The organism is Hydrogenophilus islandicus, assembly GCF_054657095.1.
Genome location: NZ_BAAHXE010000002.1, coordinates 1 through 26666, shown reverse-complemented (window position 1 = coordinate 26666; position 26666 = coordinate 1). Strand labels below are relative to the sequence as shown.

Genomic DNA, 26666 nt, shown 5'->3' with positions numbered 1-26666 from the left:
TCGATGCGCGCGCTACTGGTCGAACCGCACGGCACGACGCGCGCGCTTCTCAAAGCGGCGCTCAGCGAGAGCGGCTGCACGGAGGTCGACGTCGCGGCAACCGTTACCTCCGCCTCACAGCTCCTTGCTGAGCGCCCACCCCAGGTTGTCGTCGCAGCGCTGGCCTCCCGAGACGGTTCGGCGCTGGAGCTCCTTGAGACCCTTCGCACCACTCCCGATGAGCGCGCGGGGACCCCTTTCATCGTCCTCGCGCAGGAGCGGCAGACGCAAGTGATCCTGAGTACGGCCGACCTTGGGCCCGACGCCGTGCTCCTGCAGCCGGTGAGCAGCACACAACTCGAAGAGCGGCTGCGCACCATCCTCACCCGCCACCAGGTGCTCGCCCCCCTCTGGCGCCACTGGGCAGAGCCCGAGATGGCCGAGGTTCGTCGCATCAACCAAAAGATCGCCGAAAAGGCCCCGCGCTTTCGCCTTGCGGCGGCACGCCTCACCGGGCAGATCCTTGAGCGCGCCGGGGAGTGGCAAGCGGCGCTCGACCACTACGAGACGCTTCTTGCCGAACGGTCACGACCTTGGGCACTTCACGGCAAAGCGCGGGTATTGATTGCGCTCGAGGAGCTTGCCGAGGCCAAAACCCTTTTGGACAAGGTCACCGCTGCCCACCCCAACTACCTCGACGCGTGGGAGACGCTCGCGCGGGTCGCGGAGCTTCTCGCCAACCGCGACGAGATGGCTCAAGCCTACCGCAAGATTGTCACCAGCGCGCCCCTCAACCGTTTGCGGCTCCACACCGCGCTCCCCGAACTCCTCGCCACCGGGGAGCACGAAACGGCGCTCACCGTCGCCAGACAGCTCCTCACCCACCGCACCGCACGTCAACCAGAAGATCGGCTGCTCCTCTGTGAAATTTTTGCCGAAACGGGGCGATGGGAAGAGGCGAAACAGACACTTGCAGCCCTCGCCAAAGGGAAGAAAACCGGGAGTGACCAGGCGATCCTCCATTTTGCCGACTTTCGCCTGGCCCACCGTCAGGGGCTCACGGAGGAGGCGACTGACGCGTTGCGTTTGGCGCTGCACCACGCGCTCGAAGCGGAGATTCCCGATCCTCCTCCGGCGTGGCTCAACCGCCTGGTGCTTGCGGGACTGTCGGAATCGCAACAGAGGAGCGATGCGCTGCTGCTCCTGCAACGGTTACGGGAGAATATCCGCGACCACCGTTATCGCCAACAGTTGGCCGCACAGCTCAAAAACAGCGGCAAGGCAGAGCTCTTGGAGCAGATCGAGGCGGCGCTCCTTGACCGAGCCAAGGCGCTTGTTCTGGAAGGGGTCGCGTTTGCCCAGCGCAACGATTGGGTAGCGACGATCGACGCGATGCGGCAAGCGGCCGCAACGCTACCAGGAAGTGGCGCCGTCCACTTCAACCTCGCGCTCGCCTACCTGCGCGCCGCAGAGCACGGCGCAATCGCCAAAGAGGAGGCCATCGCGGTAGCGAAAAGAGCTGCGCGGGCGCTGCGCAGGCTCGATCCGCGCCACCCGGGACTTGCCAAACTCGAGACACTCCTCCATCACGCCTAACCGTAACCTTGCTACAATCGCCCCTATCGAGCGAAAAGGATCCGTGCCCATGACCACTGAGCGCATCGAACCGCGAATCAAGGCGGAGATTCTTGCCGAGGCGATGCCCTACATCCAGCGCTTCTTCGACAAAACCATCGTGATCAAATACGGTGGCAACGCGATGACCGACCCGCACCTCAAGGAGTGCTTCGCCCAAGATGTGGTGCTGTTGAAGCTCGTCGGCATGAACCCGGTCGTCGTCCATGGGGGTGGGCCGCAAATCGAACAGCTGTTGCAACGGGTCGGCAAAAAGGGGGAATTCATCCAAGGGATGCGGGTCACCGACGCCGAGACGATGGAGGTCGTCGAAATGGTGCTCGGCGGGCAAGTGAACAAAGAGATCGTCCATCTCATCAACCGCCATGGCGGCAAAGCGGTCGGTTTGACGGGCAAAGATGGCGGCGGGTTCATCCGCGCCCGCAAACTCTACATGCGCGTTCCGGGCAGAGAGGAGGATCTGGTCGATATCGGTCAGGTGGGGGAGATCACCCGGATCGATCCGACGATCATCTCGTTTCTCGACTCAGGCGACTTCATTCCGGTGATCGCCCCGATCGGCGTCGGCGAAGATGGGCAAACCTACAACATCAACGCCGATGTGGTTGCGGGGAAAGTGGCCGAAGTGCTGCGCGCCGAAAAACTGGTTCTGCTGACCAACACTCCAGGCGTCCTCGACAAAGAGGGGAAGCTCCTCACTGGGCTCACCCCGAGCCTCATCGACCAGCTGGTCGCCGATGGGACCCTCTCGGGCGGGATGCTCCCCAAAATCGCCTCAGCACTGGAGGCGGCAAGAAACGGTGTGCGCTCGGTCCATATCATCGACGGGCGGGTCGAACACGCGCTCCTCTTGGAGATTCTCACCGACCATGGTGTCGGGACGATGATCCGTGCCGAATAGACGAGGAGCCGGTGTGGTGGCGCGCTGCCCCTCGCTTTGCTGCCCCCCTTATGAACGCTGCAGCGTAACGACCCAAGCGGCGAGTGACCGCGCGGAGAGAAAACGTTCGCTTGTGACCGCGTCGTCTTCGATCGTCACGTCAAATCGGGCCTCAATCGCATGGAGGAGGTCCAACACCGCCATCGAATCCAACTCGGGCAACGCGCCCAAGAGGGGTGAATCGGGGGCGAGCTGCGCTCGCCTTTGTGGCGAAAGCTCGAGCACTGCGGCAACCAGATCAAGGAGTTCCTCTTCGAGCGTCAAGATCGGCACCCTTCCGAGTCGTGAAGTGAGCGATTATACGCAAGATTTGTGCAGCGCACCAAGAAGAGTGATGCAATGATCACCACCCTCGACGACCTGGTCGCCTTCCAAGCCGAGCAACGTCCCGAGCAGGTTGCCCTTATCGAAACGCGGCGAAGTGCGCGCCGGCTCACCTACCGTGCACTCCATCATCTTGCGACAGCCACCGCCGAGGCGTGGCGCGGAGGTGTCACCCCCTACGCGCGCGTCCTCATTTGGCTCGACAAGCGTCTTGAGGGGGTCGTCGCGCTCCTTGCCGCGCAGCGCCTCGGCGCGATTCTCGTCGTGGCCAACCCGGCGCTCAAGCCCGAGCAGATCGCCTACCTCCTCGACGACGGCCAGCCGACCCTGATCGTGACGAGCAGCGCGCGTGGTGCGGTCCTCACCCCCTGGCTGGACCCAGCGAACGGGTGGCAACCCCTCCCCCTCCCGGAAGCCTTCTCGGCCCTTCCCCAGAGCGTGGTGCCAGAGAACGACCCCGTCGCTCTCTTCGCGGCCCCCGTCCGAACCACCACCGCACCACCGCTCCACCGCACCGAAAACGACCCAGCAGCGATCTTCTACACCTCGGGAAGCACTGGGATGCCCAAGGGGGTGGTGGTCTCCCACCGTAACCTCCTTGCCGGCGCCCAATCGGTGGTGCGCTACCTCGGGCTTCGTGGGGACGATCGGATTCTTGCCGCACTTCCCCTCTCGTTTGACGCTGGCTTTTCGCAACTCACCACCGCCTGGGTCGCTGGCGCCACGGTGGTCCTCCATGACCATCTCCTGCCGCGCGACACCGTCGCCGCCATCGCCGAACACCAGATCACCGCGCTCACCGCTGTCCCCCCGTTGTGGCGGCAACTCCTCAATGAAACCTGGCCGGAGTCCTTCGCGCGCCACTGGCGAATCGCTGCAAGCACCGGCGGCAAGATGCCCCCAAGCTGGGTCGAAGCCTGGTATGCCCGCTGCCCCGAGAGCCCCTTTACCGTGATGTACGGCTTGACCGAAGCCTTTCGTGCCACCTACCTCCCCCCTGCCGAGTGGCCGAAACGTCCCGATTCGATCGGCATCCCGATTCCCAACAGCGATATCCTGATCGTTCGCGAAGACGGTACCCGCGCGGCACCGGGTGAAGTAGGCGAAATCGTCCAGCGCGGGCCGCTTGTTGCCCTCGGCTACTGGAACGCCCCAGATAAAAGCGCGGAGCGTTTCCGGCCGCTTCCCGCGGCGCTTGCCCCCGTCGGTTCTGCGCAGCTTCTTCCGGAGATCGCCGTCTTTTCGGGGGACTATGGCTTTTGCGACGACGAAGGGTTCCTCTACTTCGTCGGCCGCCGCGACGCCCAAATCAAAACAAGCGGCTACCGCGTGAGCCCCGAAGAGGTCGAGCGCGTGATCCACACCTTCCCTGGCGTGGTCGAATGTTGCGCGTGCGGCGTCGATGACCCCGACCTTGGTCAGAAAATCGCCGTCGCCGTCGTGGTCAGAGGGGATGCCGCCGTCTCTGAACGGGCGCTCCTCACCCATTGTCGCCGCCATCTCGCCACCTATCAGGTCCCGTCGCTCCTCTGGTTCACCACTGCCCCCCTTCCCCGCAACCCCAACGGCAAGATCGATCGCGCTGCGGTCGCCGCCCATTTTGCGCATACCCCGGTGGAGGCGAGATGAACCTGCCTCAACCCCCCACCCACCACCCGTCGATCTTCTGGTCTGCCGACGCCCACGGGGAGGTTCTGATCGCTGGTGAACCCCTCTCCCGGGTTGCCGCGCGGCTCGACGCCTCCTCCTTCTACGCCTACGACGCTGAGCGGATCGCCGCGCGGATCGCGCAATGTCGGACGGCGTTCGGGCCACTCGTGCGCATCAAATATGCGATCAAGGCGAACCCCTTCGTGCCGCTCGTCGCCGCGATCGCCCGTTTGGTCGACGGATTTGACGTCGCGTCGGAGCGCGAAATGGCGATCGCGCTCGACGTCGGTGTTTCTCCCGACCGGATCGCCTTCGCGAGCCCTGGCAAGCGCCCCGCTGCGCTCCGCCGCGCCGTCGCTGCCGGCGTCACGGTCACGGTCGAATCGGCGAACCAACTCGAAGCGACGCTCGCAGTTGCCGAGGAGCTCGGCCTTCCCCCGCACGTCGCGCTGCGCGTGAACCCCGACTTCACGATGCAGCGGGCCGGAATGAAGATGGGCGGGGGCGCGCAACCGTTTGGGGTCGACGTCGAGGCAGCGGCAGCGCTCCTCGAGCGCATCCGCTCGAGTGGCGCCCGCTGGCAAGGGCTCCACCTCTTTGCCGGTTCACAGCTCCTCGACGCGGAACTGCTCGTCGCCACCCATCGCAAAAGCTATGAGGCGCTCCAAGCGCTCTGCGAGGAGGTCGGATCGGCCCCCGCCTGGTTCAACCTCGGCGGCGGGATCGGTATCCCCTACTTTGCGGGGGAAGAGCCAGTGGACCTCGCCCGCGTCGGCGACGCGCTGCAGCAACTTGCCGACGCGCACCGCCGCGCGTGGCCCGAGACGGCGCTCGTCGTCGAGTTGGGACGCTACCTCGTCGGTGAAGCGGGCATCTTCGCCACCCAGATTCTCGAGCGCAAAGTGTCGCGCGGCGAGACCTTTCTCGTCTGCGACGCCGGCCTCAACGCCCACCTTGCCGCGACCGGCAATTTCGGCCAAGTGCTCAAGAAGAACTATCCGGTCGCGATCGGCAATCGGATGAACGCCGCAGCCACCGAAGTGGTCACCGTCGTCGGGCCGCTTTGCACTCCGCTCGACCGCCTGGCGACCAAAGCGCTGCTGCCGCGCGCCGAACCCGGCGACTGGGTGGTGCTCTTCCAGTCCGGTGCCTACGGCGCAACCGCCAGCCCCCAGCAGTTCCTCAGCCACCCGCCGGTGAGCGAAACGCTCGTCTGGCGCGCCAAAGAGGAGGGGTGATGGACCTGATCATCGTTCGCCACGGACAAACGGCGTGGAATCGGGAAAAGCGCCTCCAAGGTCATCTCGACCTCCCACTCGACGCCACGGGCCGGGAACAAGCTGAAGCAGTCGGCAGACGTCTGAAGACATTTCCCATCGCCGCAGTGGTGAGTAGCGACCTCTGCCGCGCCGTCGAAACCGCCCAAATTGCCCTCACCGCTTCGGCGATCGCCCATCCGTTGGCCACCAATCCGCAGCTCCGCGAACGCCACTGTGGCCACTTCCAGGGTCTCACGCGTGAGGAGGCCGCCGTGATCGACTCCGACGGGTGGGCCCGTTTCGCGTCGCGTGACCCCTACTACGCACCGCACGGGGGCGAGTCGCTTGCGGACCTTGCCGAGCGGGTCCGCAGCTGGCTCGTTGCCTGGACCCGAGAAGCCCTGGATGCGACTGTGCTCCTCGTCACCCACGGCGGCGTCGTCGACACCCTCCGTCGCCTCGTTCTCGCGATCCCTCTTTCGCGCCCGCGCGATTTCACTATCCCCAATGCTGCGCTCTTTCACCTGCGCATCACCCATCCTCCGGCTCCCCTTGCCCACCGGGCAGGGGATTGCGCGCCGGCCGCCCCCTGCGGTGAGATCGTCCTCTGGGGCGGAACCGACCATCTCGCGACCGCGCGGGATGAGCTTGCCGTCATGTAAAATGCTTTCTTTGCAGCACCGTAAGGACCCACCATGTTTCGCAAAGCCGCAACACTCGACATCGTCGACCCCGAAATCTGGTCGCTCATCGAAGCCGAAAACCGTCGTCAGGAAGAGCACATCGAACTGATCGCATCGGAAAACTACGCCAGTCCCGCGGTGATGGCCGCGCAAGGGAGCCAGCTCACCAACAAATACGCCGAAGGTTACCCCGGCCGCCGCTACTACGGCGGCTGCCAATACGTCGACGGCGTCGAGCAGCTGGCGATTGACCGGCTCAAAGCCCTCTTTGGCGCTGAGGCGGCCAACGTCCAACCCAACTCCGGTTCCCAGGCGAACCAGGCGGTGCTGATGGCCTTTGCCCAACCGGGCGACACGATCATGGGGATGAGCCTTGCCGAAGGGGGCCACCTCACCCATGGAATGCCGCTCAACCTCTCGGGCAAGTGGTTCCGGGTCGTCTCCTATGGCCTCAATGACCGGGAGGAGATCGACTACGACGCGGTGGCCCGTTTGGCCGAAGAGCACCGACCGCGCATCATCGTCGCGGGCGCTTCGGCCTACGCCCTCACCATCGACTGGGCGCGCTTTGCCGAGATCGCCAAAGCGGTCGGCGCAATCTTCTGGGTCGACATGGCCCACTACGCTGGACTGATCGCAGCCGGCGTCTACCCCAACCCCGTCCCCCACGCCGACGTGGTCACTTCGACCACCCACAAGACGCTTCGCGGCCCGCGCGGCGGGGTAATTCTGATGAAAGCCGAACACGAAAAGGCGATCAACAGTGCCGTCTTCCCTGGACTCCAAGGGGGCCCGCTGATGCACGTGATCGCCGCCAAAGCGGTTGCGTTCAAAGAGGCGATGACCCCCGAATTTCGCGCTTATCAGCAGCAGGTGGTGAAAAACGCCCAGGCGATGGCCCAAGTGCTGCAGGAGCGGGGACTTCGCATCGTCTCGGGACGGACCGAATCGCACATGTTCCTCGTCGACCTGCGCGCCAAAGGGATCACGGGGAAAGCTGCCGAAGCGGTGCTCGGTGAGGCCCACATCACCGTCAACAAAAACGCGATTCCCAAAGACCCGGAAAAGCCGATGGTCACCTCGGGGATTCGCATCGGCACCCCAGCGATCACGACGCGCGGCTTTGGCGAAGCGGAGGCGGCAAAAACCGCCCACTTGATTGCCGACGTGCTGGATGCCCCCAACGACAGTGCAACGATCGCCCGGGTCAAGTCCGAGGTCGCCGAACTCTGCCGCCGCTTCCCGGTCTATGAAGGAGCGCGCAGCTAAGGTCTCCCGATGCGTTGCCCCTTCTGCGCTGAACCCGATACCCAGGTGCTGGAGACCCGGGAAAGTTTAGACGGCACGGTCATCCGACGGCGGCGGCGGTGTGCGGCTTGCAGCCGCCGCTTTACCACCTTCGAGCGCGCCGAAATCAAGCTTCCCGCGGTGATCAAAAGGAACGGTGCGCGCGAGCCCTACAACCGGGAGAAACTGCGCGCGAGTTTCGCGCTGGCGCTGAGGAAACGCCCGGTCTCCAACGACGCGATCGACGCAGCGATCGACGCCATCGAAGCGAAACTCCTCGCCACAGGTCAGAGCGAAATCGCCTCCGACCAGCTGGGCGAGTGGGCGATGGAGGCGCTGAAAGGCCTCGACAAGATTGGCTACGTGCGCTTTGCCTCCGTCTATCGCAACTTTGAAGACGTCGACGCCTTCGCCCAGTTTTTGCGCCACGTCAAAACGAAACGGCACGGGAAACGCAGCAAAGTCGAAGCGGTGCCCCAACCCGCCGATCTCTTCGCCGCAACGCCCGAGAGCGAACCGCCCGCGGCATCCGGGGACGCCTCCGGTGACTGACGATTCGACCGTTTCGCCCCCTTCCCTTCCCTCGATGACCGACTATACGCACTGGATGGCGCGGGCGGTGCGTCTGGCCCGACGGGGTTTGACCACCACCACGCCAAACCCACGCGTCGGCTGTGTGATCGTCTCGCCCCTTGGCGACGTGGTGGGTGAAGGGTGGCACGAACGGGCGGGAGGCCCCCACGCGGAAGCTGAGGCGCTGCGCGCGGCGGGAGAGCGCGCCCGTGGTGCGACTGCGGTCGTCACACTCGAGCCGTGTGCCCACTACGGACGAACACCTCCGTGCGCCGACGCGCTGATTGCCGCCGGCATTGCCCGCGTGGTCTATGGGATGAGCGATCCCAACCCGCTCGTCGCCGGTAAGGGGTTGCAGCGGCTCCGGGAAGCTGGGGTCGAGGTGATCGGCCCTGTGCATGAGGCGGCGTGCCGCGCCCTCAACCCTGGCTTCATTCGGCGGATGAGTGAGGGGTGCCCCGCCTTTTTCCTCAAAACAGCGGCAACGCTCGACGGCCGCATTGCGCTCGCGAACGGCAAAAGCCGCTGGATCACCAGTGAGGCGGCACGCCGTGACGTCCACCGCTGGCGGGCGCGCTGCTGCGCGGTGCTCACCGGCATTGGCACAGTCCTTGCCGACGATCCGCAACTCACCGTCCGGTTGGGTCGCGTGAAACGGCAACCGATCCGCATCGTCCTCGATAGCCGCTTGCGCCTCCCTCTTGAGGCGCAGGTCGTGCGCGACCGCACCGCTCCCGCCTGGGTCGTCACGACGAACCTCGCCGACCCTACCCGAGAAGCCGCGTTACGCGCCGCGGGCGTCCGGGTCGAACGCCTGCCTGCGGACCCGAGCGGGCGCATCGACCTCCACGCGCTCGCCCGGTGGCTGGGCGATGAGTCGCTCAACGAGATTCTCGTCGAAGCGGGGGCGACGCTCTTCTACGCCTTCGTGCGCGCGGGGCTTTTCGACCGCTGGATCCACTATCTTGCCCCGAAAGGGTTTGGCGGTGACGCGCAACCGCTCCTTCCGCCACTCGCTCTTACCGAAGTGGCGCAATCCCCCATTTGGCGGATTGACGCCGTGAAGCGGCTGGGCGAGACTCTCCGCATCGACCTCATGCCCCCGTTAGAGGGCAGGTCCCAAAAGGAGCGTTCATCGTGACTTTGCGCGCTGACCCGTCTAGAGACGCACTGCAACCCCACGCTTCCCAAACCCGCCGCGCGCTGATCCTTTTTGCCCACGGCGCCCGCAACCGGGAGTGGGCCCAACCGGTCGAGGCGGCACAAGCGGCGTTTGCTCGCCACCTGCCAGAGATGACGGTCGCAGTTGCCTTCCTTGAATTTCTCTCCCCAACCCTCGACGAAGTGATCGCCGCGCTTGCCGAGGATCACCAGAAGATCGCCATTCTCCCCTGGTTCATCGCTGCGGGAGGACACCTGCAGCGCGATCTGCCCGAGATGGTCGCAACGCTTCAGGAGCGCCATCCCCACCTGCAGATCACTATCCACCCAGCGGTGGGAACTGTCGAAGCGGTGATCGACGCGATGGTCGCCGCAGCAGTCGCTTCGCTTCCCCTTTTTCCCGGTCAGGCGAAAGGCCGGTGACCGCAGACGGGACAGGCTGGGTCGCGCGGAACCTTGACGCTTCGCCACTCGAAGCCGAGCCCGTCGAAGAGCCAGAGTCGCCCCCACGCCGGTTCGCCGCACCCGACGATTACGCGGAGCGCCTCATGCGCCTGAAGCGCCCCAACCATCCCCACGAGCGGCGCGAAGACCCCCATCGTCGCGCAACGCACCTCAGCGACATTCTCCCCTTCGGGAAAAAGGCAGTGGTAACAAGGTGACGCGGGGACGCGCGGATCGTAGACTGCAAGCTGCGCGTCAAAGCGGATCGCCGCGCCGCTCACGAGCGGCCGTTGCTGCACGACACAGGCGCGATTGATCGCGTGGCGCGTCGCAAAGTTGTCACTGCAATCGAGCACCCCATCGACCTCTGCCACCCAGCGCTCGAGGTCAGCCCCTGAGAGTCGGGCGTTGATGGGGGTCACTGTCACGTCGGGATTGGCTTCGCGAAGCGCCTCTGCCGCCACTTCGGCTTTGGGGCGACCGATGTCGGCATCACGAAAGAGGATCTGCCGTTGCAGGTTGGTCGCGTCGACCGTATCGCCGTCGGCGATGATCAGTCGGCCTACACCGGCGCGCGCGAGATAGAGCGCGGCGGGACACCCCAATCCCCCGACACCGACGATGAGGAGCGTCGCGCGGCGAATCCGCTCCTGCCCGGCGATGTCGATTTCGGGAAGGAGAATATGGCGACTGTAGCGGAGCAACGCTGCATCGTCGAGCCCCTCGGTGTCCGTGGGCGTGGCGTAGTTCTTCACGGGCGAGGTCATGGTCACAGTACAGAGGCTCCGTTAGGGTCGCTGGGCAACCGCGTCTGCCGACGGATTCTTGGCCACCTTCGCCCAATCCGGCAAGGTTCCGTGACGCAACCAGTGGAGTGCCGCCTGGAACTGGCGATCCTGGTCACTGCCATACTCGATGGGCTTCACCGGGGCACCGCTCGCAACCTCGCCCTCTTCTCCTTCACCCTCCTGTTCACCCCCTTTATCTGAAGGCTTCTCCCCTTGGCGACGGATCCGGCCCGTGCGGTCGAGCTCGATGTGGCCCATCAGATCGGCCTCCCGCACGACTTTACGGGGGCCATTCTCCCGCTCCGGAACGACGAAATCGGGTTCAATCCCTTCGGCCTGGATCGACCGCCCACTCGGGGTGTAGTAGAGTGCCGTGGTCAATTTGAGCGCCGTGCCGTCGTTGAGGGGCAAAATCGTCTGCACCGACCCCTTCCCAAAGCTCTTCTCCCCAAGCAGCTTCGCCCGACCGTGGTCCTGCAGTGCTCCGGCAACGATCTCGGACGCGGACGCGGAACCGGCATTGACCAACACCACCATCGGCACCTCCCGGAAGAGCTTGGGCCAACCGGCGAGGTAGTCGCGCCGATCGTCACTGCCGCGCAGATAATCTTCGGCACGGGCGTAATATTCGCGGCGAGAGTCGGGCAGGCGCCCATCGGTCTTCACCACCAACGCCCCTTCGGGAAGAAAGGCGGCCGAAACGCCAATCGCGGCGTGGAGCAGCCCGCCTGGGTCGTTGCGCAAGTCCAGCACAATCCCCTTCACCTGCCCGTCGCGCGCTAGGCGCTTGAGCTGCTCGGTGAGCAGCGTGCCAGTCGTCTCCTGGAAATTGGTAATCCGGACGTAGAGCACCCCATCCTCGAGGCGACGGCTCTTGACGCTCCGCACCTTGATCACCTCGCGCTTGATCGTCACCGTAAAAGGCTTCTCGACCCCTTTACGCATCACCGTAAGCGTAATCGACGTGCCGGGTGCGCCGCGCATCCGTTTCACCGCGTCACGCAGCGACATCCCCTTGACGGGCGTCTCGTCCAACTTGATGATGAGATCCCCTGCCTGCAACCCGGCGCGCGCGGCGGGGGTCTCTTCGATCGGCGAAACGACTTTGACAAAGCCGTCCTCCATCGTCACTTCGATCCCAATCCCGCCAAACTCCCCTTGCGTGCCCACCTGGAGTTCGCGGTACTCTTCGGCATCGAGGAACGCCGAGTGGGGATCGAGACTGGCGACCATCCCGCGAATCGCCTCCGTCACCAGCTTTTTCGGGTCAGGCTGTTCGACGTAGGCCTTGTTGACCACGTCGAGAACGTCGGCAAAGGTGCGCAGCTCCTTGAAGGGGATCCCCCCCGCTTCGTCGCGGCTCGCCCAACCGCTCAAGGCAAGCGTCAGGAGTACCCCGGCAATGAGGCCAGTGAAGGACCAAGCAACTCGAGGCCAGCGTTGTGTCATCGTCTCATCCTACTCTTTGAGCCATCGGCTCGGATCAACGGGTTGTCCGTTTTGCCGCAGTTCAAAGTATAACCCGCTTGTGGCGAAATGTTCCGTCCGCCCCACCCGGCCGACCACCTGGTGACGCGTCACCTTTTCGCCGACGGTCACAAGCGGTGTGTCGAGGTTGGCGTAGAGGGTGAGCAACCCTTTGCCGTGATCGAGGATGACGATCTGGCCATACCCCCGCAGCCAGTCGGCAAACGCCACCACCCCATCGGCAACGGCACGGACCTGCGCCCCCTCAGGAGCAGACCAGAAAAGCCCTTTCCAGGTTCCCCCCTCAGCTCTTTTGCCGCCAAAGGAGCCGACGAGGTGGCCGTTCGCAACCGGCGAAGCGAAGGCAACGGGGCGCTCTTTGGGGCGATGCTCATCCGCCGGGGTGGCACGCTCCGCCTTGGCCGTTTGCCGCGTCCGTTTCTGTTTCTCTTCCAATGCCTGTCGCTTCGCTTGCGCCTCCAGCCGCGCGATGAGGCGGGAGAGTGCCTGGGCATCCTCTTCGAGGGCTTTGCGGCGATCACGAACTTCGCTGAGGGTTTTGGCCAGCGCCTCATGAAGCACTTTGCGTTGCTGGGCAAGAAGCGTCCACTGCGCCCGCTCCCGTTCGAGCGCCTCCCGGCGCTCCTTGAGCACGCGCTCCTCTTCCTGCAACCGGGCAGCCCAGCGCTCGGCCTCCCTGTGCTCCTTTTCTGCCCGGGTCAGTTCGTCACGAACCGCTTGGAGAAGGGCTTGCCGAACCGCTTCGGCTGACGCGGGCGCACTCTCGGGACCGCCACGAATCACGGGGTCGTGCGGCAGCTGCACCAGGAGCACTTCAGAAAGCGCTTGGTAACGCGCCCGGCTCCTTTCGGCACGCGCCGCAGCGGCTTGCCACGCGTCGCGAACCGCAACCACCTGCCTTTCCAGCCGGTGCGCCTCCTCTTCGAGGCGGGCAATGCGCCGGGCGAGAATCGCGCTCGAGTTTTCGGCGATTTTGAGCTGCCGTTCGATCGCGGCACGCCGCTCCGCGACACTCTTCGCTTCGCGCCCCAGGCGGTCAATCGCCTGACGCAACTCTTCGAGCTGGGCATGGGCAGCCTCAGGATTCGCCGGCTCGGGGCGGTCAGCAGCCGCAACCGTTGCGGCTACTGAGGCGAGGGTTACGGCAGCGACAACGCACGCCCCCCTCACCCCTCGCCGACAAACTGCTCGCCCCATGCCCGAGCCCCCTGCGGAAGGGGATCACCCCTTCTGCGCTCGTCCTTGGGCAGCGACAGCCTCCTGTTGCGCACGGATCGTCTCCTCGTCCGCCAGGTAGTAGCGGTTGAGCGGTCGGCAGTTGGCGTCAAGCTCGTAGACGAGCGGCTGGGCAGTGGGAATGTTGAGCCCCACGATCTCCTCATCGGAGATCCCGTCGAGGTATTTGATCAACGCCCGCAGACTGTTGCCATGGGCAGCGATCAAAATGCGCTCGCCGGCAAGGATTCGCGGCACGATCACCGTCTCCCAGTAGGGAACGAAACGGGCGACGGTGTCCTTGAGACATTCGGTCCGCGGAAAATCGCGTTTGGGGAGATCCCAGTAACGCCGATCGTCGAGTTCGAGACGCGGATCATTGTCGGCAAGGGGCGGCGGGGGAACATCGTAGGAGCGGCGCCAGATCAGCACCTGCTCGTCACCATACTGCGCAGCGGTCTCCGCTTTGTTGAGCCCCTGCAGCGCGCCGTAGTGGCGCTCGTTGAGGCGCCAGGAGGATTCTACCGGAATCCAGAGCTGATCGAGCGCGTCCAGCACAATGTGCAGGGTCTTGATCGCCCGCTTCAAACGAGACGTAAAGGCTCGGTCGAAGAGAAACCCTTGCGCTTTGAGTAACTCTCCCGCGGCTCTCGCCTCTTCGACCCCCTTTTCGGTCAGATCGACGTCGGTCCAGCCGGTAAAGCGGTTCTCCCGATTCCACAGCGACTCACCATGGCGCAACAAAACGATCTTATACATCACGATCCTCTGATATGATAATGTGAAATTCGGCAAGGAGCGTCCCATGCCTCCCAAAACGAGCGAAACATTTTATACTAGCGTCTTAGCAAATCGTTCGCGAGACCCATTAGCGATGCTTACTCAATCGATTATCGAGTTGGCTGACCGCGATGAGCAGATCGAAACGGCAGCGCGCGCGCTCAAGTCGATCGCCCATCCGCTGCGTCTGAAGATCCTCTGCGTCATTGGCGACACCGAGTCGTGCGTGCAGGAGATCGTCGACGCGGTGGGAACATCCCAAAGTAATGTCTCCCAGCATTTGGCGATCATGCGGGACAAAGGGATTCTCGCCAGCCGCAAAGAGGCAAATCGCGTCTATTACCGCGTTGCCGACCCGCGCACGCTGCAACTGGTGGTGCTGATGCGCGACCTCTTCTGCCACCGCTAACCGCTCAGCTGAGGAGCGCGAATGACCTTTTTCGACTACGTGATGCACCAATGGCAGTGGGCCCTTCTGGCGTTGGTTTCTGGCTCGTGGTGGGTGGTGGAGACGGTTCGCGCGGCGACCGATCGCTCGCGCCTCACCCCGATGCAGGCCACACTTCTGATCAACCAGGAAGGGGCGGTCGCCGTCGATGTCCGCAGCGACAGCGAATACCAAAGCGGCCACTTGCCGGGCGCGCTCTTTGTTCCCCTGGAGCGGATCCCCGGCGATAAAGCGTTGGAAAAGCTCACCGATCGCCCGATCATTCTCTACTGCGAAAGTGGCGCCCGCTCCGCTTTAGCGGTGAAAAGATTGCGCCAAGCCGGCTTTACCCGGGTCTATCATCTGGTGGGCGGACTGATCGAATGGCGCAAAGCCAATCTACCCCTCGTGACCAGCAAAACGGAGAAACGAAAGCGATGACGATGCCCCCTGTGCGCATGTACGCCACCCAATATTGCCCCTACTGCGTCCGCGCCGAGCAGTTGCTGCGGCAAAAAGGGGTGACCACGATCGAAAAGATCATGATCGACGACGACCCTGAACGGCGCGACGAGATGGTGCGGCTCACCAATCGCCGCACCGTACCCCAGATCTTCATTGGTACGACCCATGTCGGTGGCTGTGACGACCTCTACGCGCTGGAACGCGAAGGCAAGCTCGACCCCCTTTTGGGGCTTGCCTAAGCCGTAATTGAGACCCTTTTTGAGGACAATCGTAATGAGCAGCAACCCCCAAGAGCAAGCGCAACTCCCCCACTTCTCGATTGAAAAGCTCTACGTCAAAGACCTCTCGGTCGAAGCGCCCCGTGCCCCTGAGTGTTTCCTGGAAACCCAGGCACCGACGATCCAAGTCGAAATGGGCACTGCCGCGCGCAAACTCGACGAGGCCCACTACGAGGTGGCCCTCACCGTCTCCGTCAGAGCCGCTGTCGAGGAGCGCGCCCTCTTTCTCATCGAATTGACCTATGGCGGGGTCTTCCAGGTGCGGAACGTCCCTGAAAGTGACGTCGAGCCGCTCCTCTTCGTCGCCTGCCCCAGCATTCTCTACCCCTACGCACGAGAGGTGATCTCCGACTCCTCCACACGGGCCGGTTTTCAACCGGTGATCCTTGCGCCGGTCAATTTCGAAGCACTCTACATGCAGCAGAAACAGCAAGCGCAGCAGGCCCCAACCAGCGAAACGCCGCAGTAACGGAAGGCTTATGGCCAAGGAGCTGACGATGGCACCGTTGCACGCCCAGCATAGGGTTCTCCCCAGCCGCAACGCACTCGCCCGTTGGCTCCGCTACGCCGTCCTCTCTCTGCTCTTCAACTCCCTTTCATGGGCCGCCGACTATCGCAGCATCCGGGAGGCGGCGCCCGCGCGCCTGGCTCCCGACGAGACCGTCACACCCCTCTTTTACTACGGAGCGGGAACGCCGGTCGAACTCATCCAGGAGCTCAACGGCTGGGCTCAAGTGCGTGACAAAGAGGGGGGCGGGCTCTTTTGGCTTCCCTCGCAAAACTTAAGCAGTAACCGGACGGTGATTACGCTCCACGACGAAACCGAGGTCCGCTCAGCGCCCAATCCCAACGCGGCGCTACTCGTGATCCTACCCGCGAACGCGATTCTTTCCGTTCGCGACACGTCGCTTCCCGGTTGGGTCGAGGTGGTCACAGCAAAAGGGAACGGCTTCGTCGCCAAGCGCGACGTCTGGGGATGGTAAGCAATGCAACTGGCCGTTTTGGGAGCAGGAGCCTGGGGAACAGCGCTTGCGATTGCGTGGGGGCAGCGCCATTCGGTCACGCTTTGGTCACGCGAACCCGATCTTGCTCGGGAGCTCAACCGCACCCGCACGAATGAGCGCTACCTCGCCGGCCCCGTTTTGCCGCCCGGGGTGACTGTGACTGCCGAGATGGTCGAGGCGGTTCGCGCGGCGCAACTGGTGGTGATCGCCACCCCGCTCGCGGGGCTCACTGACGCCATCGCGCAGCTTACCGAGCACGCCCCGACGACCCCCTTCCTCCTTGCGTGCAAAGGGATCGCGCCGGAGACGCTCGAGCTTCCCCACGAGATCGCCGAACGGGTCTGGAGTGAACACACCGCTCTCCCTCTCCCGCCCCATGGGGTGCTGACCGGCCCCAGCTTCGCGCTCGAAGTGGCGCAAGGGCTTCCGACCGCCGTGGTACTGGCGTCACGCAACCCCGCGTGGGCGAAGCGAGTGATCGAGAGCCTCCACCAGCCGCGCTTTCGCCTCTACGCCCACCACGACGTTACCGGGGCCGAGGTGGGGGGGGCGATCAAAAACGTCATCGCGATCGCCGCAGGCGTCGCCGAAGGGTTGGGGTTAGGGCTCAACACGCGCGCTGCGCTCATCACCCGGGGGCTAGCCGAGATGGCGCGCCTTGCCGAGGCACTCGGAGCGGAACGGGAGACCCTCATGGGGCTCTCGGGAATGGGCGATCTGATCCTCACCTGTACGGGGGCGCTGTCGCGTAACCGCAAATTGGGCCTGTTGCTTGCGAGCGGCGAGACGCTCGAATCGGCACTGGCGCAACTCGGCCACGTCGCCGAGGGGGTTCCGACGACCCGCGCGTGCGTGACACTGGCGCAAACGCTCGGCATCGAGATGCCGATCGCCAATGCCGTCCATCAACTCCTCTTTACCCCGGGGATTTCTGCCGAAGCGGCTGTGGATGCGCTCCTTGCGCGCGACCCGAAGTGCGAATTCTGACCGGGCCGCTCACCCCCCGCCCGGAAAACCCATCTGCCGCCACGCCTCATAGACGACGAGCGCGACGGTATTCGCGAGATTGAGGCTGCGCTGCCCGGGGCGCATCGGTACACGCAACCGACACTCGGGAGAGAACGCGGCGTGAATTTCCGGTGCAACGCCTCGGCTCTCCGACCCGAAGACCAGGACATCGCCCGGAGCGAAAGCGACCTGATCGTAACGGCTCTCCCCTTTTGTCGTTAGCAGGAACCACCGGTGTCCCGCGAGTTGCCTGCGACACGCGGCCCAATCGTCGTGCACGGTCGTTGCCACCCACTCGTGGTAGTCGAGACCCGCGCGGCGCAGTTGCCGGTCAGAGAGCGTAAAGCCGAGCGGCCGCACGAGATGAAGCTGGGCACCGGTATTGGCGCAGAGGCGGATGATGTTACCGGTATTCTGCGGGATCTCCGGTTCGACCAGAACAACGTGAACAACCACTACTGAGCCCCTGAAGAGAGGGAACAGACCGCGACCACCCAGTCCAGAAGCTCCTGCAGCGCCTCAGCGACCCCTGTCCCTGGAGGCGACGGCGGCACAGGGACGACGAAGGAAAAGCCCCGTTCCCACGCCGTTCCCTCCTTATTCCCCAAGAGACACCGCCCCGCGACAATGGCATTCCCCGAATCAGACGCCTCAAAACGGTCCAACGAAAAGTGGAGTCGCATCAGTGACGCTTGGGCCGCCCAACTTCCGTCGGCAACAAAGCGATGATCCGGGTCACGAAGCCGCAAACGGGCAAGCATCGCCTCGCGAACCTCGTCGGCAAAGGGCAAAGACCACCGGATGCGCTCATCGATCCGATAGTGGCTAGGGTCCTGCCGGATCGTGAGGGCGCGCCGATCGAGCGTCGGAGGCACTGCGACCGAGACGGCAATCGTCGGCGCACCCTTTTGGGTGACAACGCCTTCCCCCGCCCCAAACTCCCCGGGTTGTAGCGTCAACACCTCTGTCGAAGGGCTGACCGAGGCACATCCGCCAACTACCAGCGCAACTCCGAGAAGCGCTGAAAGGAGCAATGCGCCTGTGACGAGCCTCTGCGCCCGGCGCAACGGGTTTGTTGTGAGCTTCATCGCGGGCGTCCTCGGAGCAACGATTCGGGATGGCGCGAAAGCTCATCCGCAAGAAGTTCGACCGACCGCGCCGCGCTTTGGGTCGAGCGCAACACGGCATGGAGTTGCTCCCGCGCGACTCCGCTCTCACCCCAGTCTGTTGCCAAGCCGTTCACCAAACCTTCAAGCGCCGCAAGGCTCGCGCGCAGTTGCGCCAAAGTAGCGACGATCTCCGTTGGCGCCTGGTGAAACTCGGCCAACAGCCGGTCGGTCCGATCCAGCACCGACCGTAACCGCTGCGCCGCCGACTTGGGATCTTGCGCATCGAGCAACACCCGTAACCCATGCGCAGCGTCACGCAATTCACTGACCAGGTCCTTCCACGGCGCGTCACGCAGATCGGTGGCCAATTGGGTCACGGTACGCGCCACCTCATCAAACGCCGCAGGTAGCGCAGGGAAAGTGGGGTATCCCTCTTCCCACGCGAGTGTCGCCGGCGCGGCTTTCGGCGCAAAAACCAGATCGATCATCTTCTGCCCCGTCAGCAGACTCATCGGCTTGGGTTGCGCTCGGAGCCCCGATTGGACCCATTCGGCAAAAATCGCCTTCACCTTCTCCTCGTCGTGGGGCAGATCGAGGCGATCGGGCCAGATTTCAAACCAGACTTCGGGCACTACCCGTTCCGCTTTTTCGTCAAAGCGGGGCATCACCCCCAACACCTGGCCCACCTCAAAGCCGGAGAAGAAGACAGGCGTCTGGGCATAGAGCCCGCTGACTCCCTCAGGAAGGCGCATCCGAAAGACCAGGCGAAACGGCGAAGGAGGATGGGCTGCGACCCGTTCATCGGCGTAGAGGGGAAAGAGCTGACCCTCCTCAGCCACTTCCCCATCACCCCAAGGGGGGAGCCAATCGAACGCAATCCCGCCCTGGAGGAGCGCCAACCCCGAACTCACTTCGGCGACGATCCCCCGGCCTCCCACTTCGACCCGGACCGCTCGCTGCACCCAAAAACGGCTGCTGACGCGCACATACCGGTCGTATGGCGTACGGACAAAGATCGAAATGCGCAGCGTGCCGACCTCGTCCAGCGCTGCACCCACCACTTCGCCTACCGGCAAACCGCGGAAATAGAGAGGCGTGCCGACTTCAAGCGGTGCAGCGCGTTCACTGGTGAGGACGAAGTGCTTTCCACCCCCTTCAGCAGCCAAGAAGGGAGGATCCTTCAAGCCGCTGTAACGGGCGAGCCGCTTGCCGTTGCAACCGGGATCAAAGGTAATGTAGGTGCCACTCAACAGCGTCTCGAGCCCCGTGACCGCACGCGCCGTCACCCGCGGCCGCACCACCCAAAAACGGGCATCCTCTTTGAGATGGGCGGCAACGTCGCGATGGATCGCCAAGGTCACCTCCACTTGGTCGAGCTGGGGGTCGAGTTCGACCGCGGTGACCCGCCCCACTTCGACCTCTTTGTAGCGCACGCGGGTCTTCCCCGCCTCGATTCCACTCGCGGAAGGGAAGAGAACGGTCACCGTGACGCCCGCGTCGATCCAAGCCCGATACCCGACCCACAGAGCGATGAAGAGGGCCGCAAGGGGCAGCAGCCAAACGCCCCACTCCCCGCGCAGCACGGCACCGCGCTCTTCAGGCTGTGCCTCCGGGAGCTGGTCGAGCGCCAACCGTTCGTCACTGGGCAAAATTTTCCTCCCACCACAACCACTGCGGCCGGAACCGCTCAGTGGCCACCATCGTCAGAATCACCACGCCGGCAAAAGCGAGCGTCCCTGCCCCTGGGGTAATCGACGCGATTTCGCCAAACTGGACCCATGCAGCGAGGAGCGCGACGACGAAGACGTCGACCATCGACCAGCGCCCCACCCATTCGATCCACCGAAACCAACGGACCGCGACCGGCTGCCACTGCTGCACGTGCCGGCCACTCACCCATAATACAAAGGCCAGGACGACCATTTTGGCAAGCGGAATCAGGACACTCGCGACCAAAACGATCGTTGCCAACCCCCACGATCCCACGACGTAGAGGTGGATCACACCGCCCACGATCGTACTCGGTTCGGCTCGTCCCAGGTTGGCAACCGTCATCACCGGCAGAAGGTTGGCGGGCAGATAGAGCGCCCACGCAGCAAGGAGCAACGCCCAAACCCAACGCCGCTCCCTGCTACGCTCGGCAGGCAACGGCAGCCGCGCACCACAGACGGCACAACGGCAATGCTCCTGATCCACCTGCCTATTGATCGCCCCACAGTGGTCACACCGCGCCCACCCCAGCGCTGCCGCCGTCACTCCGCGCGAACGCACTGCAGCCACTCCTCTCGGAACCGCTCCCAATCGAACCGCCAGTGGATCACCGCAAGAATAACGGTAAAAGCAACGAAAGCAAGAAGGCTGCCGCGGGGAAGAAGACGCGCCATCCCGCCCAGTTTGACCGCAGCGACGACGACACCGAGCAAAAAAACGTCGAGCATCGCCCAGTGGCGGTGCCAGTGGGCGTAACGGAGGAGTGTCCGAATCCCTGGGACGGGACGACGGCGCCACAACGGCAAAAGGAGCCAAGTGTAGGTGGCAAGGAGCGTGACCGGCGCGACCACCGTGGTGACTGCGACCACCGCGGCCAAACCTCCTTCGTGCGCGGCAGCCAACGCGGCGGCAAGGGTCCAGAGTGTCACCTCGGTTGTCCGCCCCAAGAGCTCCAATTGCGCCAGGGGCTCTATTCCACTCGCAAACCAAAGCAGCCACGCGGTAGCGATCCACGGCAACAGCGCTCGCGGATCCCGCTCCCCCCGCCACAACAGGGCGCGACAGCGCGGGCAGCGCAACCGCCGCTCGGAGGGGGAGCGCGGCAGCTGAACCACCCAGTCGCACTCGGGGCAAACCGTCACCCTGGAAGAGCGCGCGGCCATATCACCAGAATAATCCATCAGCCAATTATACCGTCCGCGCGCGATCGGCAACGGGCACAGCGGCAGCACGGGCCGCAACGATGAGATGAACCTCGCGCGCTCCAGCGGCAAGCACCGCCTCAGTGGCCGCACGGAGCGTCGCCCCAGTCGTCATCACGTCGTCGACCACCACCACCGTACGGCCACGCACGCTGCGCGGCTCGACCACACGAAAAGCGTACGCAACGTTCGCCCACCGCTCTTTGCTACCGAGCGTCGCCTGCATCGCCGTCTTTTTGGGGCGCAAGAGCACGTGGCCGTTCCAGGGGATTTTCCACGCGTGCGCAACCACCCGCGCGATCTCCGCCGCCTGGTTGAAACCGCGACTTCTCTGCCGCTCCGCTGAGAGGGGCACCGGGATAAGGAGCTCGCCACGCGGCTCGGCGTTCTCTGCGATCGCCTGGGCAAGCGCCGCCCCGTAAGCCAACGCGCGGTGGAACTTGAGCGCCTTGACCCACTCCTCGACCGGTGGCGCGTACCAGAAAGCCGCCTGGGTGGAGAGAAAGGGCGGAGGGTTGTTGAGACACTCGGCGCACACCGCGCCGTCGCGGTCATCAGTCGCAACCGGTTCGCCGCAGCGCAAACAGGCACGCGAGCGACTCCACCACGGGAGCACCTCCATGCACCGCCCACACCAAGGGGCATCGCCATCATGAACACGTTCGCAGCCGATACAAACCGTTCCCGTCCACTTCGCCAAAAATCGCGTAAAATAGTCACCTAATCCCATATCACCTCTCTTTGTGGAGTCGAGCATGACCACCGCCACTGCCGAATCGTCCGCACCGGCCTCGATCAACGAACGCAACCCCGACCGCTGGGAAGCGCGCAAGGCCCAACTGCGCGCCTGGTTTGAACTCCCCTTCTTTGATCTCCTGACACTAGCGCACGAAACCCATCGCCGCCACTTCCCGGGGCACCGCATTCAGCGCTCGACGCTCCTGTCGATCAAAACGGGGGGGTGCTCGGAAGATTGCGGTTACTGTTCCCAATCGGCCCGCTACGAAAAAGAGACAGGGCTCAAGCGGCAGAGACTCCTGCCCCTCGACGAGGTGGTTGCCCGCGCCCAGGCTGCGAAAGCGGCAGGAGCCAGCCGTTTCTGCATGGGCGCCGCGTGGCGTGGCCCCAAAGGAGATGACCTCGAGCAGGTGGCCGAGCTCGTCGCAGCGGTGAAGGGCCTGGGGCTTGAAACGTGCGTCACGCTCGGCCTCTTGAACGACCAACAAGCGGCACGCCTCAAGGAGGCAGGGCTCGATTACTACAACCACAACGTCGATACCTCACCCGAATACTACAACCAAGTGATCACCACCCACACCCTCCAGGATCGACTCAAGACCCTCGCGGCGGTCCGCAACGCCGGCATCAAGATCTGCTGCGGCGGCATCATCGGGATGGGCGAGACGCGCGAAGACCGAATCGGGATGCTGGCGCTTTTGGCCGACCTCGACCCGCCCCCGGAGTCGGTGCCGATCAACCAGCTCGTCCCCATTCCCGGCACCCCGCTGGGCGATCAACCACCGCTCGACCCGTTTGAGTTTGTCCGCACAATCGCGGTCGCGCGCCTCGCGATGCCTACAAGCACTGTCCGCCTCTCGGCAGGCCGCAAAACGATGAGCGACGAACTGCAGGCACTCTGCTTCTACGCCGGCGCGAACTCAATCTTCTATGGCGAAGCGCTGCTCACCACCGGCAACCCCGACGTCGCGCACGACAACGCGCTCTTCGCCCGTCTGGGGCTTCAGCCGGAATAGGGGAATGAACGAAGAAAGTCCGCTACTCTTTTTGCAAGGAAGGGATCGACCGAAGGAGAAGAGGTTCCCGTGACCGCGCAGCCGCTCGTTGTCCGTTCGCTTGCCGCACTCTGGCACCCCTGCACCCAGATGCAGCGCCATCTCGACCCTGACCCCGAGCGTCGGGTACCGCTTTTGCCCGTGGTGCGCGCTGAGGGGCCGTGGCTCTTCGACCCTGACGGACGCCGCTATTTCGACGCCTTCAGCTCTTGGTGGACGACCCTCTTCGGCCATCGTCACCCCCACATCGTCGCCGCCATCCAAGAACAGCTCGAGCTCCTCGACCACGTCCTCCTAGCCGGTTGCACCCACGAACCAGCGGTGACGCTCGCGGAACGGCTCGCCGCGAAAACCGACGGCCACCTCGGCCACGCCCTCTACGCCTCCGACGGGGCAAGTGCCGTCGAGATTGCGTTGAAGCTCGCCGCCCACTACTGGCGCAATCTGGGGCAGAGCGACAAACACCGCTTCGTCGCCTTTGCTCGCGGCTACCACGGAGAGACGGTGGGGGCGCTCGCGGTGACCGACGTCCCCCTCTTTCGCGAAGCCTACGATCCCCTCATTCGCCCCGCAGCGATCATCCCCTCCCCCGACCTGCGTGATGGGGAGGAAGCCCCACAGCGCGCGATCGCCGCGCTCGACGCCTACCTTGCCGAACACCACGCGACCACTGCGGCAGTGATCATCGAACCGCTCGTCCAAGGCGCTGGCGGCATGGCGATGCACCCGCCCAGTTTCCTCCGAGCGCTCCGAACCCTCTGCGACCGTTACGAGGTGCTGCTCATTTTCGACGAGATCGCGGTGGGCATGGGCCGAACCGGCCGCTTCTTCGCCCACGACCACGCCGGGGTGCGCCCCGACCTCGTCACCCTCTCCAAAGGGATTACCGGCGGCACCCTGCCGCTTGCGGTGGTCCTGGTTCGCGACGCGATCTTTCGCGCCTTTCTTGGCGATGAGCTCACGCGGGCTTTTCTCCACTCCCACTCTTACACGGGAAACCCACTCGCCTGTCGAGCGGCGTGCGCCACCCTCGACCTCCTCGACGACCCCACCGTCTGGCAACGAATCGAACGGCTGGGCACGGCGTTTGCCGCAGCGCTCCAGCCCGTCGCCGAGCGTTTTGGCGCAAAACACTTTCGCCGCACCGGGACGATCGTCGCGTTTGACCTCAGCGACGCCCCCAGCGATTTTGCGCCGCGTGCCGCCAAAGCGGCGCTGCGCCACGGGGTTCTGTTGCGACCCCTCGGGAACACCTGCTACGTGATGCCCCCCTTTGACACCCCCGTCGAGGTCGCCGAATGGTTCGGCGAGCGGCTTACAGCGATTCTCGACGAAGCGCTCACCCATTCTGCCTCTTCGCGAACACCCGAGCCCCCCCTGCCATGAACCGAGTAGGCGACCCGTGGAGCTTACCGAGCGAGTGGCTCGCTGCGCGCCAGCGCGCGGGGCTCCTGCGCACCCACCGCGCGGTGGCCCCAACAACCACCAGTGCCCTGGCGATGGTGGGCGGCCGCTCGGTGATCAATTTCGCGAGCAACGACTATCTCGGACTTACCCACCACCCCGAGATTGTCGCTGCGTGGCAACAGGGTGCGACGCGGTGGGGCGTGGGCTCCGGCGCCTCTGCGCTTGTCTGTGGCTACAGCGAAGCCCATGAGGCGGTCGAAGAGCAGCTCGCGCAATGGCTCGGCTTTCCCGCCGCGCGCCTCTTCACCTCGGGCTACGCCGCGAACCTCGCGGCGGTTCAGCTGCTCACGAGTGAAGCGCCGCATGAGACGGCGATCTTTGCCGACAAGCTCGTCCACGCATCGCTCATCGACGCGCTGCTCCTTGCCCGGGCGCGCGGAGCGACGGTGCGCCGTTATCCCCACAGCGACACCGAACGGCTCGCGGCGCTCCTCGCCGCATGCGATGCCCCCATCAAAGTGATCGTCACCGACGGGGTCTTCAGCATGGACGGCGACGTCGCGCCGCTTGCCGCGCTTGCCGAGCTCGCGCGTACCCACCGCGCCTGGCTCATCGTCGACGACGCCCATGGGTTCGGTCTTTTGGGGGATGGGCGCGGCACCTTTGCCCACTGGGGGCTCACGCCTGAACCCCACTGGCTGTGGGTCGCCACCTTCGGTAAAGCGGCGGGGGTTGCCGGAGCAGCGGTCTTGGGCAGTCGCGACGCGATCGCCTGGCTCGACCAGTGCGCCCGAACCCACATCTACACCACCGCAATGCCCCCGGCGCAAGCCGAGGCACTCGCGGTGGCGGTGCACATCCTTGCGACCGACCCCGAGCCGCGACGTCGGCTTTTTGACCTGATCTCCCAGTGGCAAACCTTGAGCGCGGCGTGGCGCAACACACGCGCCAAACCGCTCCCATCCCCCACCGCGATCCAACCGCTTGTCGTCGGGAGCGCACACGACGCAACGGCACTCGCCGCAGCGCTCGAAAAGGCAGGATTCTGGATTCCGGCGATCCGCCCGCCGACGGTACCGCCCAACACCGCGCGGCTGCGCATTTCGTTGAGCGCGGAGCACGAACGCGCCGACGTCGAAGCGTTGGCCGATGCGATCACCCAAGAGCTGACCCAAAGAGGCTTTGCCCCTTGAGCCGACGCCACTCCGACCGCCCTACCACCCCAGAAATCGGCGCGATCAAGCCTCGCGTCCGCACCGCTTTTGCCCGGCGCGCGCGCGGGTATGCCGAATACGACTGCGCACAGCGGCTCATCGCCGCGCACCTCTTTGCCGAACTCGATCGGATCGGCCCCACCGCGCCCCTCCCCGCCGCGAACCTCGCTCCCTGGCTTCTCGACGCCGGATGTGGCGTTGGACGCGACCTGCCCGAACTCGCCCGCCGCTACCCCGAACGGCAGATCGTCGCGCTCGACGCTGCCGCGGCGATGGTCGCCGCGATCCCCCACACCGGTGTTGCCCGTGTTGCCGGTGACCTCGAAGCGCTCCCGCTCGCCTCTCAGTCGATTGCGCTCTATTGGAGCAACTGCGCGTGGCAGTGGACCACCCCTGAGCGCACGGTCAGCGAAATGGCGCGGATACTCGCCCCGCACGGTTGGGCGGTGGTCTCGGTGGTGCTTCCCGGGAGCCTACCCGAACTCGCGGCCGCCTTCACCGCGCTCGACGAACCGCCCCCCTTTGCGCCGCTCCCCGACCTGCCCCTTTGGGAGCAGGCGCTTACCACCAGCGCGTGGGCGCGGCTGACGCTACAGGTGCGCGACCACCGCCTCACCTTCGCCACCCCGCACGCGCTCCTTGCTTCGGTCCGCGGTGTTGGCGCCACAGCCACACCCGCGACCGCAACCCCTTTTCAGCGCGACCGCCACCGCCGCCTGCTCGCCGCCCTTGAGGCGTTTCGGACCGCCGAGGGGATCCCGCTCACCTATCGCATCCTCACCGTCCTGGCCCAACGACGATGATCCAGCTTCGCGAACTCACCTTCGGTCTACAATTACAGGA

Annotated in this window: 30 protein-coding genes; 19 read left to right on the top strand and 11 right to left on the bottom strand. The window is 64.7% G+C overall.

The annotated features are described in order from the left end of the window. Positions 1 to 3: 3 nt before the first annotated feature. Positions 4 to 1575: a tetratricopeptide repeat protein gene (locus tag ACYQ6T_RS01080; RefSeq protein WP_459826601.1), complete on the top strand. Its 1572-nt coding sequence runs from the start codon at positions 4 to 6 to the stop codon at positions 1573 to 1575. A gap of 49 nt (positions 1576 to 1624) precedes the next feature. Beyond that, the gene (gene argB / locus ACYQ6T_RS01075; RefSeq protein WP_459826599.1) at positions 1625 to 2515 is read left to right on the top strand and encodes an acetylglutamate kinase; all 891 of its coding nucleotides are present in this window, start codon (positions 1625 to 1627) and stop codon (positions 2513 to 2515) included. A gap of 48 nt (positions 2516 to 2563) precedes the next feature. Here argB and ACYQ6T_RS01070 read toward each other — a convergent pair whose 3' ends face one another. Beyond that, positions 2564 to 2818, bottom strand: a complete 255-nt coding sequence (locus ACYQ6T_RS01070; protein WP_459826597.1) for an acyl carrier protein — start codon at positions 2816 to 2818, stop codon at positions 2564 to 2566. A 75-nt stretch (positions 2819 to 2893) separates the two neighbouring features. On the opposite strand from ACYQ6T_RS01070, the gene ACYQ6T_RS01065 reads away from it, so the two are divergent. The 7 genes from ACYQ6T_RS01065 to ACYQ6T_RS01035 are packed head-to-tail and all read left to right on the top strand — an operon-like array spanning position 2894 to position 9914. Then, positions 2894 to 4507, top strand: coding sequence for an AMP-binding protein (locus ACYQ6T_RS01065; protein WP_459826595.1), 1614 nt, complete (start codon positions 2894 to 2896; stop codon positions 4505 to 4507). After that, a complete protein-coding gene (locus tag ACYQ6T_RS01060) occupies positions 4504 to 5766 on the top strand; it encodes a pyridoxal-dependent decarboxylase, exosortase A system-associated (protein WP_459826593.1) in 1263 nt (420 codons plus the stop codon). Before ACYQ6T_RS01065 ends, ACYQ6T_RS01060 begins: the two co-directional genes overlap by 4 nt. Then, a complete protein-coding gene (locus tag ACYQ6T_RS01055) occupies positions 5766 to 6449 on the top strand; it encodes a histidine phosphatase family protein (RefSeq protein WP_459826591.1) in 684 nt (227 codons plus the stop codon). The genes ACYQ6T_RS01060 and ACYQ6T_RS01055 overlap by 1 nt, the downstream gene beginning before the upstream one ends. A gap of 33 nt (positions 6450 to 6482) precedes the next feature. Continuing rightward, on the top strand, positions 6483 to 7739 hold the full coding sequence (gene glyA, locus ACYQ6T_RS01050; RefSeq protein WP_459826589.1) for a serine hydroxymethyltransferase: 1257 nt from the start codon (positions 6483 to 6485) through the stop codon (positions 7737 to 7739). A gap of 9 nt (positions 7740 to 7748) precedes the next feature. Beyond that, complete coding sequence (nrdR, locus tag ACYQ6T_RS01045; protein ID WP_459826587.1) at positions 7749 to 8309, top strand: transcriptional regulator NrdR; 561 nt, start codon at positions 7749 to 7751, stop codon at positions 8307 to 8309. A 34-nt stretch (positions 8310 to 8343) separates the two neighbouring features. Then, on the top strand, positions 8344 to 9471 hold the full coding sequence (gene ribD, locus ACYQ6T_RS01040) for a bifunctional diaminohydroxyphosphoribosylaminopyrimidine deaminase/5-amino-6-(5-phosphoribosylamino)uracil reductase RibD (protein ID WP_459826585.1): 1128 nt from the start codon (positions 8344 to 8346) through the stop codon (positions 9469 to 9471). After that, the gene (locus ACYQ6T_RS01035; protein WP_459826583.1) at positions 9468 to 9914 is read left to right on the top strand and encodes a sirohydrochlorin chelatase; all 447 of its coding nucleotides are present in this window, start codon (positions 9468 to 9470) and stop codon (positions 9912 to 9914) included. Before ribD ends, ACYQ6T_RS01035 begins: the two co-directional genes overlap by 4 nt. Here ACYQ6T_RS01035 and ACYQ6T_RS01030 read toward each other — a convergent pair. The 4 genes from ACYQ6T_RS01030 to gpmA are packed head-to-tail and all read right to left on the bottom strand — an operon-like array spanning position 9896 to position 14185. Next, a complete protein-coding gene (locus ACYQ6T_RS01030; RefSeq protein ID WP_459826835.1) occupies positions 9896 to 10702 on the bottom strand; it encodes a HesA/MoeB/ThiF family protein in 807 nt (268 codons plus the stop codon). The genes ACYQ6T_RS01035 and ACYQ6T_RS01030 overlap by 19 nt on opposite strands. A gap of 21 nt (positions 10703 to 10723) precedes the next feature. Continuing rightward, positions 10724 to 12172 (bottom strand): S41 family peptidase, encoded by a 1449-nt coding sequence (locus ACYQ6T_RS01025; RefSeq protein WP_459826582.1) that lies wholly within the window; start codon positions 12170 to 12172, stop codon positions 10724 to 10726. 9 nt (positions 12173 to 12181) lie between these two features. Further along, positions 12182 to 13408, bottom strand: coding sequence for a murein hydrolase activator EnvC family protein (locus ACYQ6T_RS01020; protein ID WP_459826580.1), 1227 nt, complete (start codon positions 13406 to 13408; stop codon positions 12182 to 12184). 24 nt (positions 13409 to 13432) lie between these two features. Continuing rightward, positions 13433 to 14185, bottom strand: coding sequence for a 2,3-diphosphoglycerate-dependent phosphoglycerate mutase (gene gpmA, locus ACYQ6T_RS01015; RefSeq protein ID WP_459826578.1), 753 nt, complete (start codon positions 14183 to 14185; stop codon positions 13433 to 13435). Positions 14186 to 14300: 115 nt separating this feature from the next. On the opposite strand from gpmA, the gene ACYQ6T_RS01010 reads away from it, so the two are divergent. From ACYQ6T_RS01010 to ACYQ6T_RS00985, 6 genes are read left to right on the top strand one after another with little or no spacing between them, the layout of a single operon-like run. Then, positions 14301 to 14615 carry an ArsR/SmtB family transcription factor gene (locus tag ACYQ6T_RS01010; RefSeq protein WP_459826577.1) on the top strand — a complete coding sequence of 105 codons (315 nt, stop codon included), beginning with the start codon at positions 14301 to 14303 and terminating at the stop codon, positions 14613 to 14615. Positions 14616 to 14636: 21 nt separating this feature from the next. Then, positions 14637 to 15074 carry a rhodanese-like domain-containing protein gene (locus tag ACYQ6T_RS01005; protein WP_459826575.1) on the top strand — a complete coding sequence of 146 codons (438 nt, stop codon included), beginning with the start codon at positions 14637 to 14639 and terminating at the stop codon, positions 15072 to 15074. Positions 15075 to 15076: 2 nt separating this feature from the next. Beyond that, the gene (gene grxC / locus ACYQ6T_RS01000; RefSeq protein WP_459826833.1) at positions 15077 to 15337 is read left to right on the top strand and encodes a glutaredoxin 3; all 261 of its coding nucleotides are present in this window, start codon (positions 15077 to 15079) and stop codon (positions 15335 to 15337) included. A gap of 34 nt (positions 15338 to 15371) precedes the next feature. Next, positions 15372 to 15845 carry a protein-export chaperone SecB gene (secB, locus tag ACYQ6T_RS00995; protein ID WP_459826572.1) on the top strand — a complete coding sequence of 158 codons (474 nt, stop codon included), beginning with the start codon at positions 15372 to 15374 and terminating at the stop codon, positions 15843 to 15845. A 28-nt stretch (positions 15846 to 15873) separates the two neighbouring features. After that, entirely contained in the window at positions 15874 to 16359 is a 486-nt protein-coding gene (locus ACYQ6T_RS00990) for an SH3 domain-containing protein (protein WP_459826570.1), read from the top strand. Between the two features lie 3 nt (positions 16360 to 16362). Further along, positions 16363 to 17367 (top strand): NAD(P)H-dependent glycerol-3-phosphate dehydrogenase, encoded by a 1005-nt coding sequence (locus tag ACYQ6T_RS00985; RefSeq protein WP_459826568.1) that lies wholly within the window; start codon positions 16363 to 16365, stop codon positions 17365 to 17367. A gap of 9 nt (positions 17368 to 17376) precedes the next feature. Here ACYQ6T_RS00985 and ACYQ6T_RS00980 read toward each other — a convergent pair whose 3' ends face one another. Genes ACYQ6T_RS00980 through ACYQ6T_RS00955 form a run of 6 tightly spaced genes read right to left on the bottom strand, consistent with a single transcriptional unit; the run spans position 17377 to position 22031 of the window. Further along, positions 17377 to 17844, bottom strand: coding sequence for a tRNA (cytidine(34)-2'-O)-methyltransferase (locus ACYQ6T_RS00980; protein WP_459826566.1), 468 nt, complete (start codon positions 17842 to 17844; stop codon positions 17377 to 17379). Then, positions 17844 to 18476: a PqiC family protein gene (locus ACYQ6T_RS00975; protein WP_459826564.1), complete on the bottom strand. Its 633-nt coding sequence runs from the start codon at positions 18474 to 18476 to the stop codon at positions 17844 to 17846. Before ACYQ6T_RS00975 ends, ACYQ6T_RS00980 begins: the two co-directional genes overlap by 1 nt. Then, positions 18473 to 20146: a PqiB family protein gene (locus tag ACYQ6T_RS00970; RefSeq protein ID WP_459826562.1), complete on the bottom strand. Its 1674-nt coding sequence runs from the start codon at positions 20144 to 20146 to the stop codon at positions 18473 to 18475. Before ACYQ6T_RS00970 ends, ACYQ6T_RS00975 begins: the two co-directional genes overlap by 4 nt. Beyond that, on the bottom strand, positions 20136 to 20768 hold the full coding sequence (locus ACYQ6T_RS00965; RefSeq protein WP_459826560.1) for a paraquat-inducible protein A: 633 nt from the start codon (positions 20766 to 20768) through the stop codon (positions 20136 to 20138). The genes ACYQ6T_RS00970 and ACYQ6T_RS00965 overlap by 11 nt, the downstream gene beginning before the upstream one ends. Next, complete coding sequence (locus ACYQ6T_RS00960; protein ID WP_459826558.1) at positions 20750 to 21388, bottom strand: paraquat-inducible protein A; 639 nt, start codon at positions 21386 to 21388, stop codon at positions 20750 to 20752. The genes ACYQ6T_RS00965 and ACYQ6T_RS00960 overlap by 19 nt, the downstream gene beginning before the upstream one ends. Before the next feature lie 7 nt (positions 21389 to 21395). Beyond that, entirely contained in the window at positions 21396 to 22031 is a 636-nt protein-coding gene (locus ACYQ6T_RS00955) for a ComF family protein (protein WP_459826556.1), read from the bottom strand. A gap of 133 nt (positions 22032 to 22164) precedes the next feature. Here ACYQ6T_RS00955 and bioB point away from each other — a divergent pair, with 133 nt between their 5' ends. The 4 genes from bioB to ACYQ6T_RS00935 all read left to right on the top strand — a co-directional run bounded on the left by bioB (position 22165) and on the right by ACYQ6T_RS00935 (position 26626). Further along, the gene (bioB, locus tag ACYQ6T_RS00950; RefSeq protein ID WP_459826554.1) at positions 22165 to 23163 is read left to right on the top strand and encodes a biotin synthase BioB; all 999 of its coding nucleotides are present in this window, start codon (positions 22165 to 22167) and stop codon (positions 23161 to 23163) included. Positions 23164 to 23232: 69 nt separating this feature from the next. Next, complete coding sequence (locus tag ACYQ6T_RS00945; protein ID WP_459826552.1) at positions 23233 to 24588, top strand: adenosylmethionine--8-amino-7-oxononanoate transaminase; 1356 nt, start codon at positions 23233 to 23235, stop codon at positions 24586 to 24588. Next, the gene (locus ACYQ6T_RS00940) at positions 24585 to 25802 is read left to right on the top strand and encodes an 8-amino-7-oxononanoate synthase (RefSeq protein WP_459826550.1); all 1218 of its coding nucleotides are present in this window, start codon (positions 24585 to 24587) and stop codon (positions 25800 to 25802) included. Before ACYQ6T_RS00945 ends, ACYQ6T_RS00940 begins: the two co-directional genes overlap by 4 nt. Continuing rightward, complete coding sequence (locus ACYQ6T_RS00935) at positions 25799 to 26626, top strand: methyltransferase domain-containing protein (protein ID WP_459826548.1); 828 nt, start codon at positions 25799 to 25801, stop codon at positions 26624 to 26626. The genes ACYQ6T_RS00940 and ACYQ6T_RS00935 overlap by 4 nt, the downstream gene beginning before the upstream one ends. Positions 26627 to 26666: the final 40 nt, after the last annotated feature.

Bases quoted from the DNA above. Each gene is read 5' to 3' on its own strand.
- ACYQ6T_RS01060 (WP_459826593.1), top strand. From the start codon at position 4,504: ATGAACCTGCCTCAACCCCCCACCCACCACCCGTCGATCTTCTGGTCT.
- ACYQ6T_RS00940 (WP_459826550.1), top strand. From the start codon at position 24,585: ATGAACCGAGTAGGCGACCCGTGGAGCTTACCGAGCGAGTGGCTCGCT.
- ACYQ6T_RS01005 (WP_459826575.1), top strand. From the start codon at position 14,637: ATGACCTTTTTCGACTACGTGATGCACCAATGGCAGTGGGCCCTTCTG.
- ACYQ6T_RS01030 (WP_459826835.1), bottom strand. From the start codon at position 10,702: ATGACCTCGCCCGTGAAGAACTACGCCACGCCCACGGACACCGAGGGG.
- argB (WP_459826599.1), top strand. From the start codon at position 1,625: ATGACCACTGAGCGCATCGAACCGCGAATCAAGGCGGAGATTCTTGCC.
- ACYQ6T_RS01010 (WP_459826577.1), top strand. From the start codon at position 14,301: ATGCTTACTCAATCGATTATCGAGTTGGCTGACCGCGATGAGCAGATC.
- ACYQ6T_RS01080 (WP_459826601.1), top strand. From the start codon at position 4: ATGCGCGCGCTACTGGTCGAACCGCACGGCACGACGCGCGCGCTTCTC.
- ACYQ6T_RS01065 (WP_459826595.1), top strand. From the start codon at position 2,894: ATGATCACCACCCTCGACGACCTGGTCGCCTTCCAAGCCGAGCAACGT.
- ACYQ6T_RS01025 (WP_459826582.1), bottom strand. From the start codon at position 12,172: ATGACACAACGCTGGCCTCGAGTTGCTTGGTCCTTCACTGGCCTCATT.
- ACYQ6T_RS00960 (WP_459826558.1), bottom strand. From the start codon at position 21,388: ATGGATTATTCTGGTGATATGGCCGCGCGCTCTTCCAGGGTGACGGTT.
- ACYQ6T_RS01055 (WP_459826591.1), top strand. From the start codon at position 5,766: ATGGACCTGATCATCGTTCGCCACGGACAAACGGCGTGGAATCGGGAA.
- gpmA (WP_459826578.1), bottom strand. From the start codon at position 14,185: ATGTATAAGATCGTTTTGTTGCGCCATGGTGAGTCGCTGTGGAATCGG.
- ACYQ6T_RS01020 (WP_459826580.1), bottom strand. From the start codon at position 13,408: ATGGGGCGAGCAGTTTGTCGGCGAGGGGTGAGGGGGGCGTGCGTTGTC.
- ACYQ6T_RS00985 (WP_459826568.1), top strand. From the start codon at position 16,363: ATGCAACTGGCCGTTTTGGGAGCAGGAGCCTGGGGAACAGCGCTTGCG.
- ACYQ6T_RS00955 (WP_459826556.1), bottom strand. From the start codon at position 22,031: ATGGAGGTGCTCCCGTGGTGGAGTCGCTCGCGTGCCTGTTTGCGCTGC.
- nrdR (WP_459826587.1), top strand. From the start codon at position 7,749: ATGCGTTGCCCCTTCTGCGCTGAACCCGATACCCAGGTGCTGGAGACC.
- ACYQ6T_RS00975 (WP_459826564.1), bottom strand. From the start codon at position 18,476: ATGAAGCTCACAACAAACCCGTTGCGCCGGGCGCAGAGGCTCGTCACA.
- glyA (WP_459826589.1), top strand. From the start codon at position 6,483: ATGTTTCGCAAAGCCGCAACACTCGACATCGTCGACCCCGAAATCTGG.
- grxC (WP_459826833.1), top strand. From the start codon at position 15,077: ATGCCCCCTGTGCGCATGTACGCCACCCAATATTGCCCCTACTGCGTC.
- secB (WP_459826572.1), top strand. From the start codon at position 15,372: ATGAGCAGCAACCCCCAAGAGCAAGCGCAACTCCCCCACTTCTCGATT.
- bioB (WP_459826554.1), top strand. From the start codon at position 22,165: ATGACCACCGCCACTGCCGAATCGTCCGCACCGGCCTCGATCAACGAA.
- ribD (WP_459826585.1), top strand. From the start codon at position 8,344: ATGACCGACTATACGCACTGGATGGCGCGGGCGGTGCGTCTGGCCCGA.
- ACYQ6T_RS00990 (WP_459826570.1), top strand. From the start codon at position 15,874: ATGGCACCGTTGCACGCCCAGCATAGGGTTCTCCCCAGCCGCAACGCA.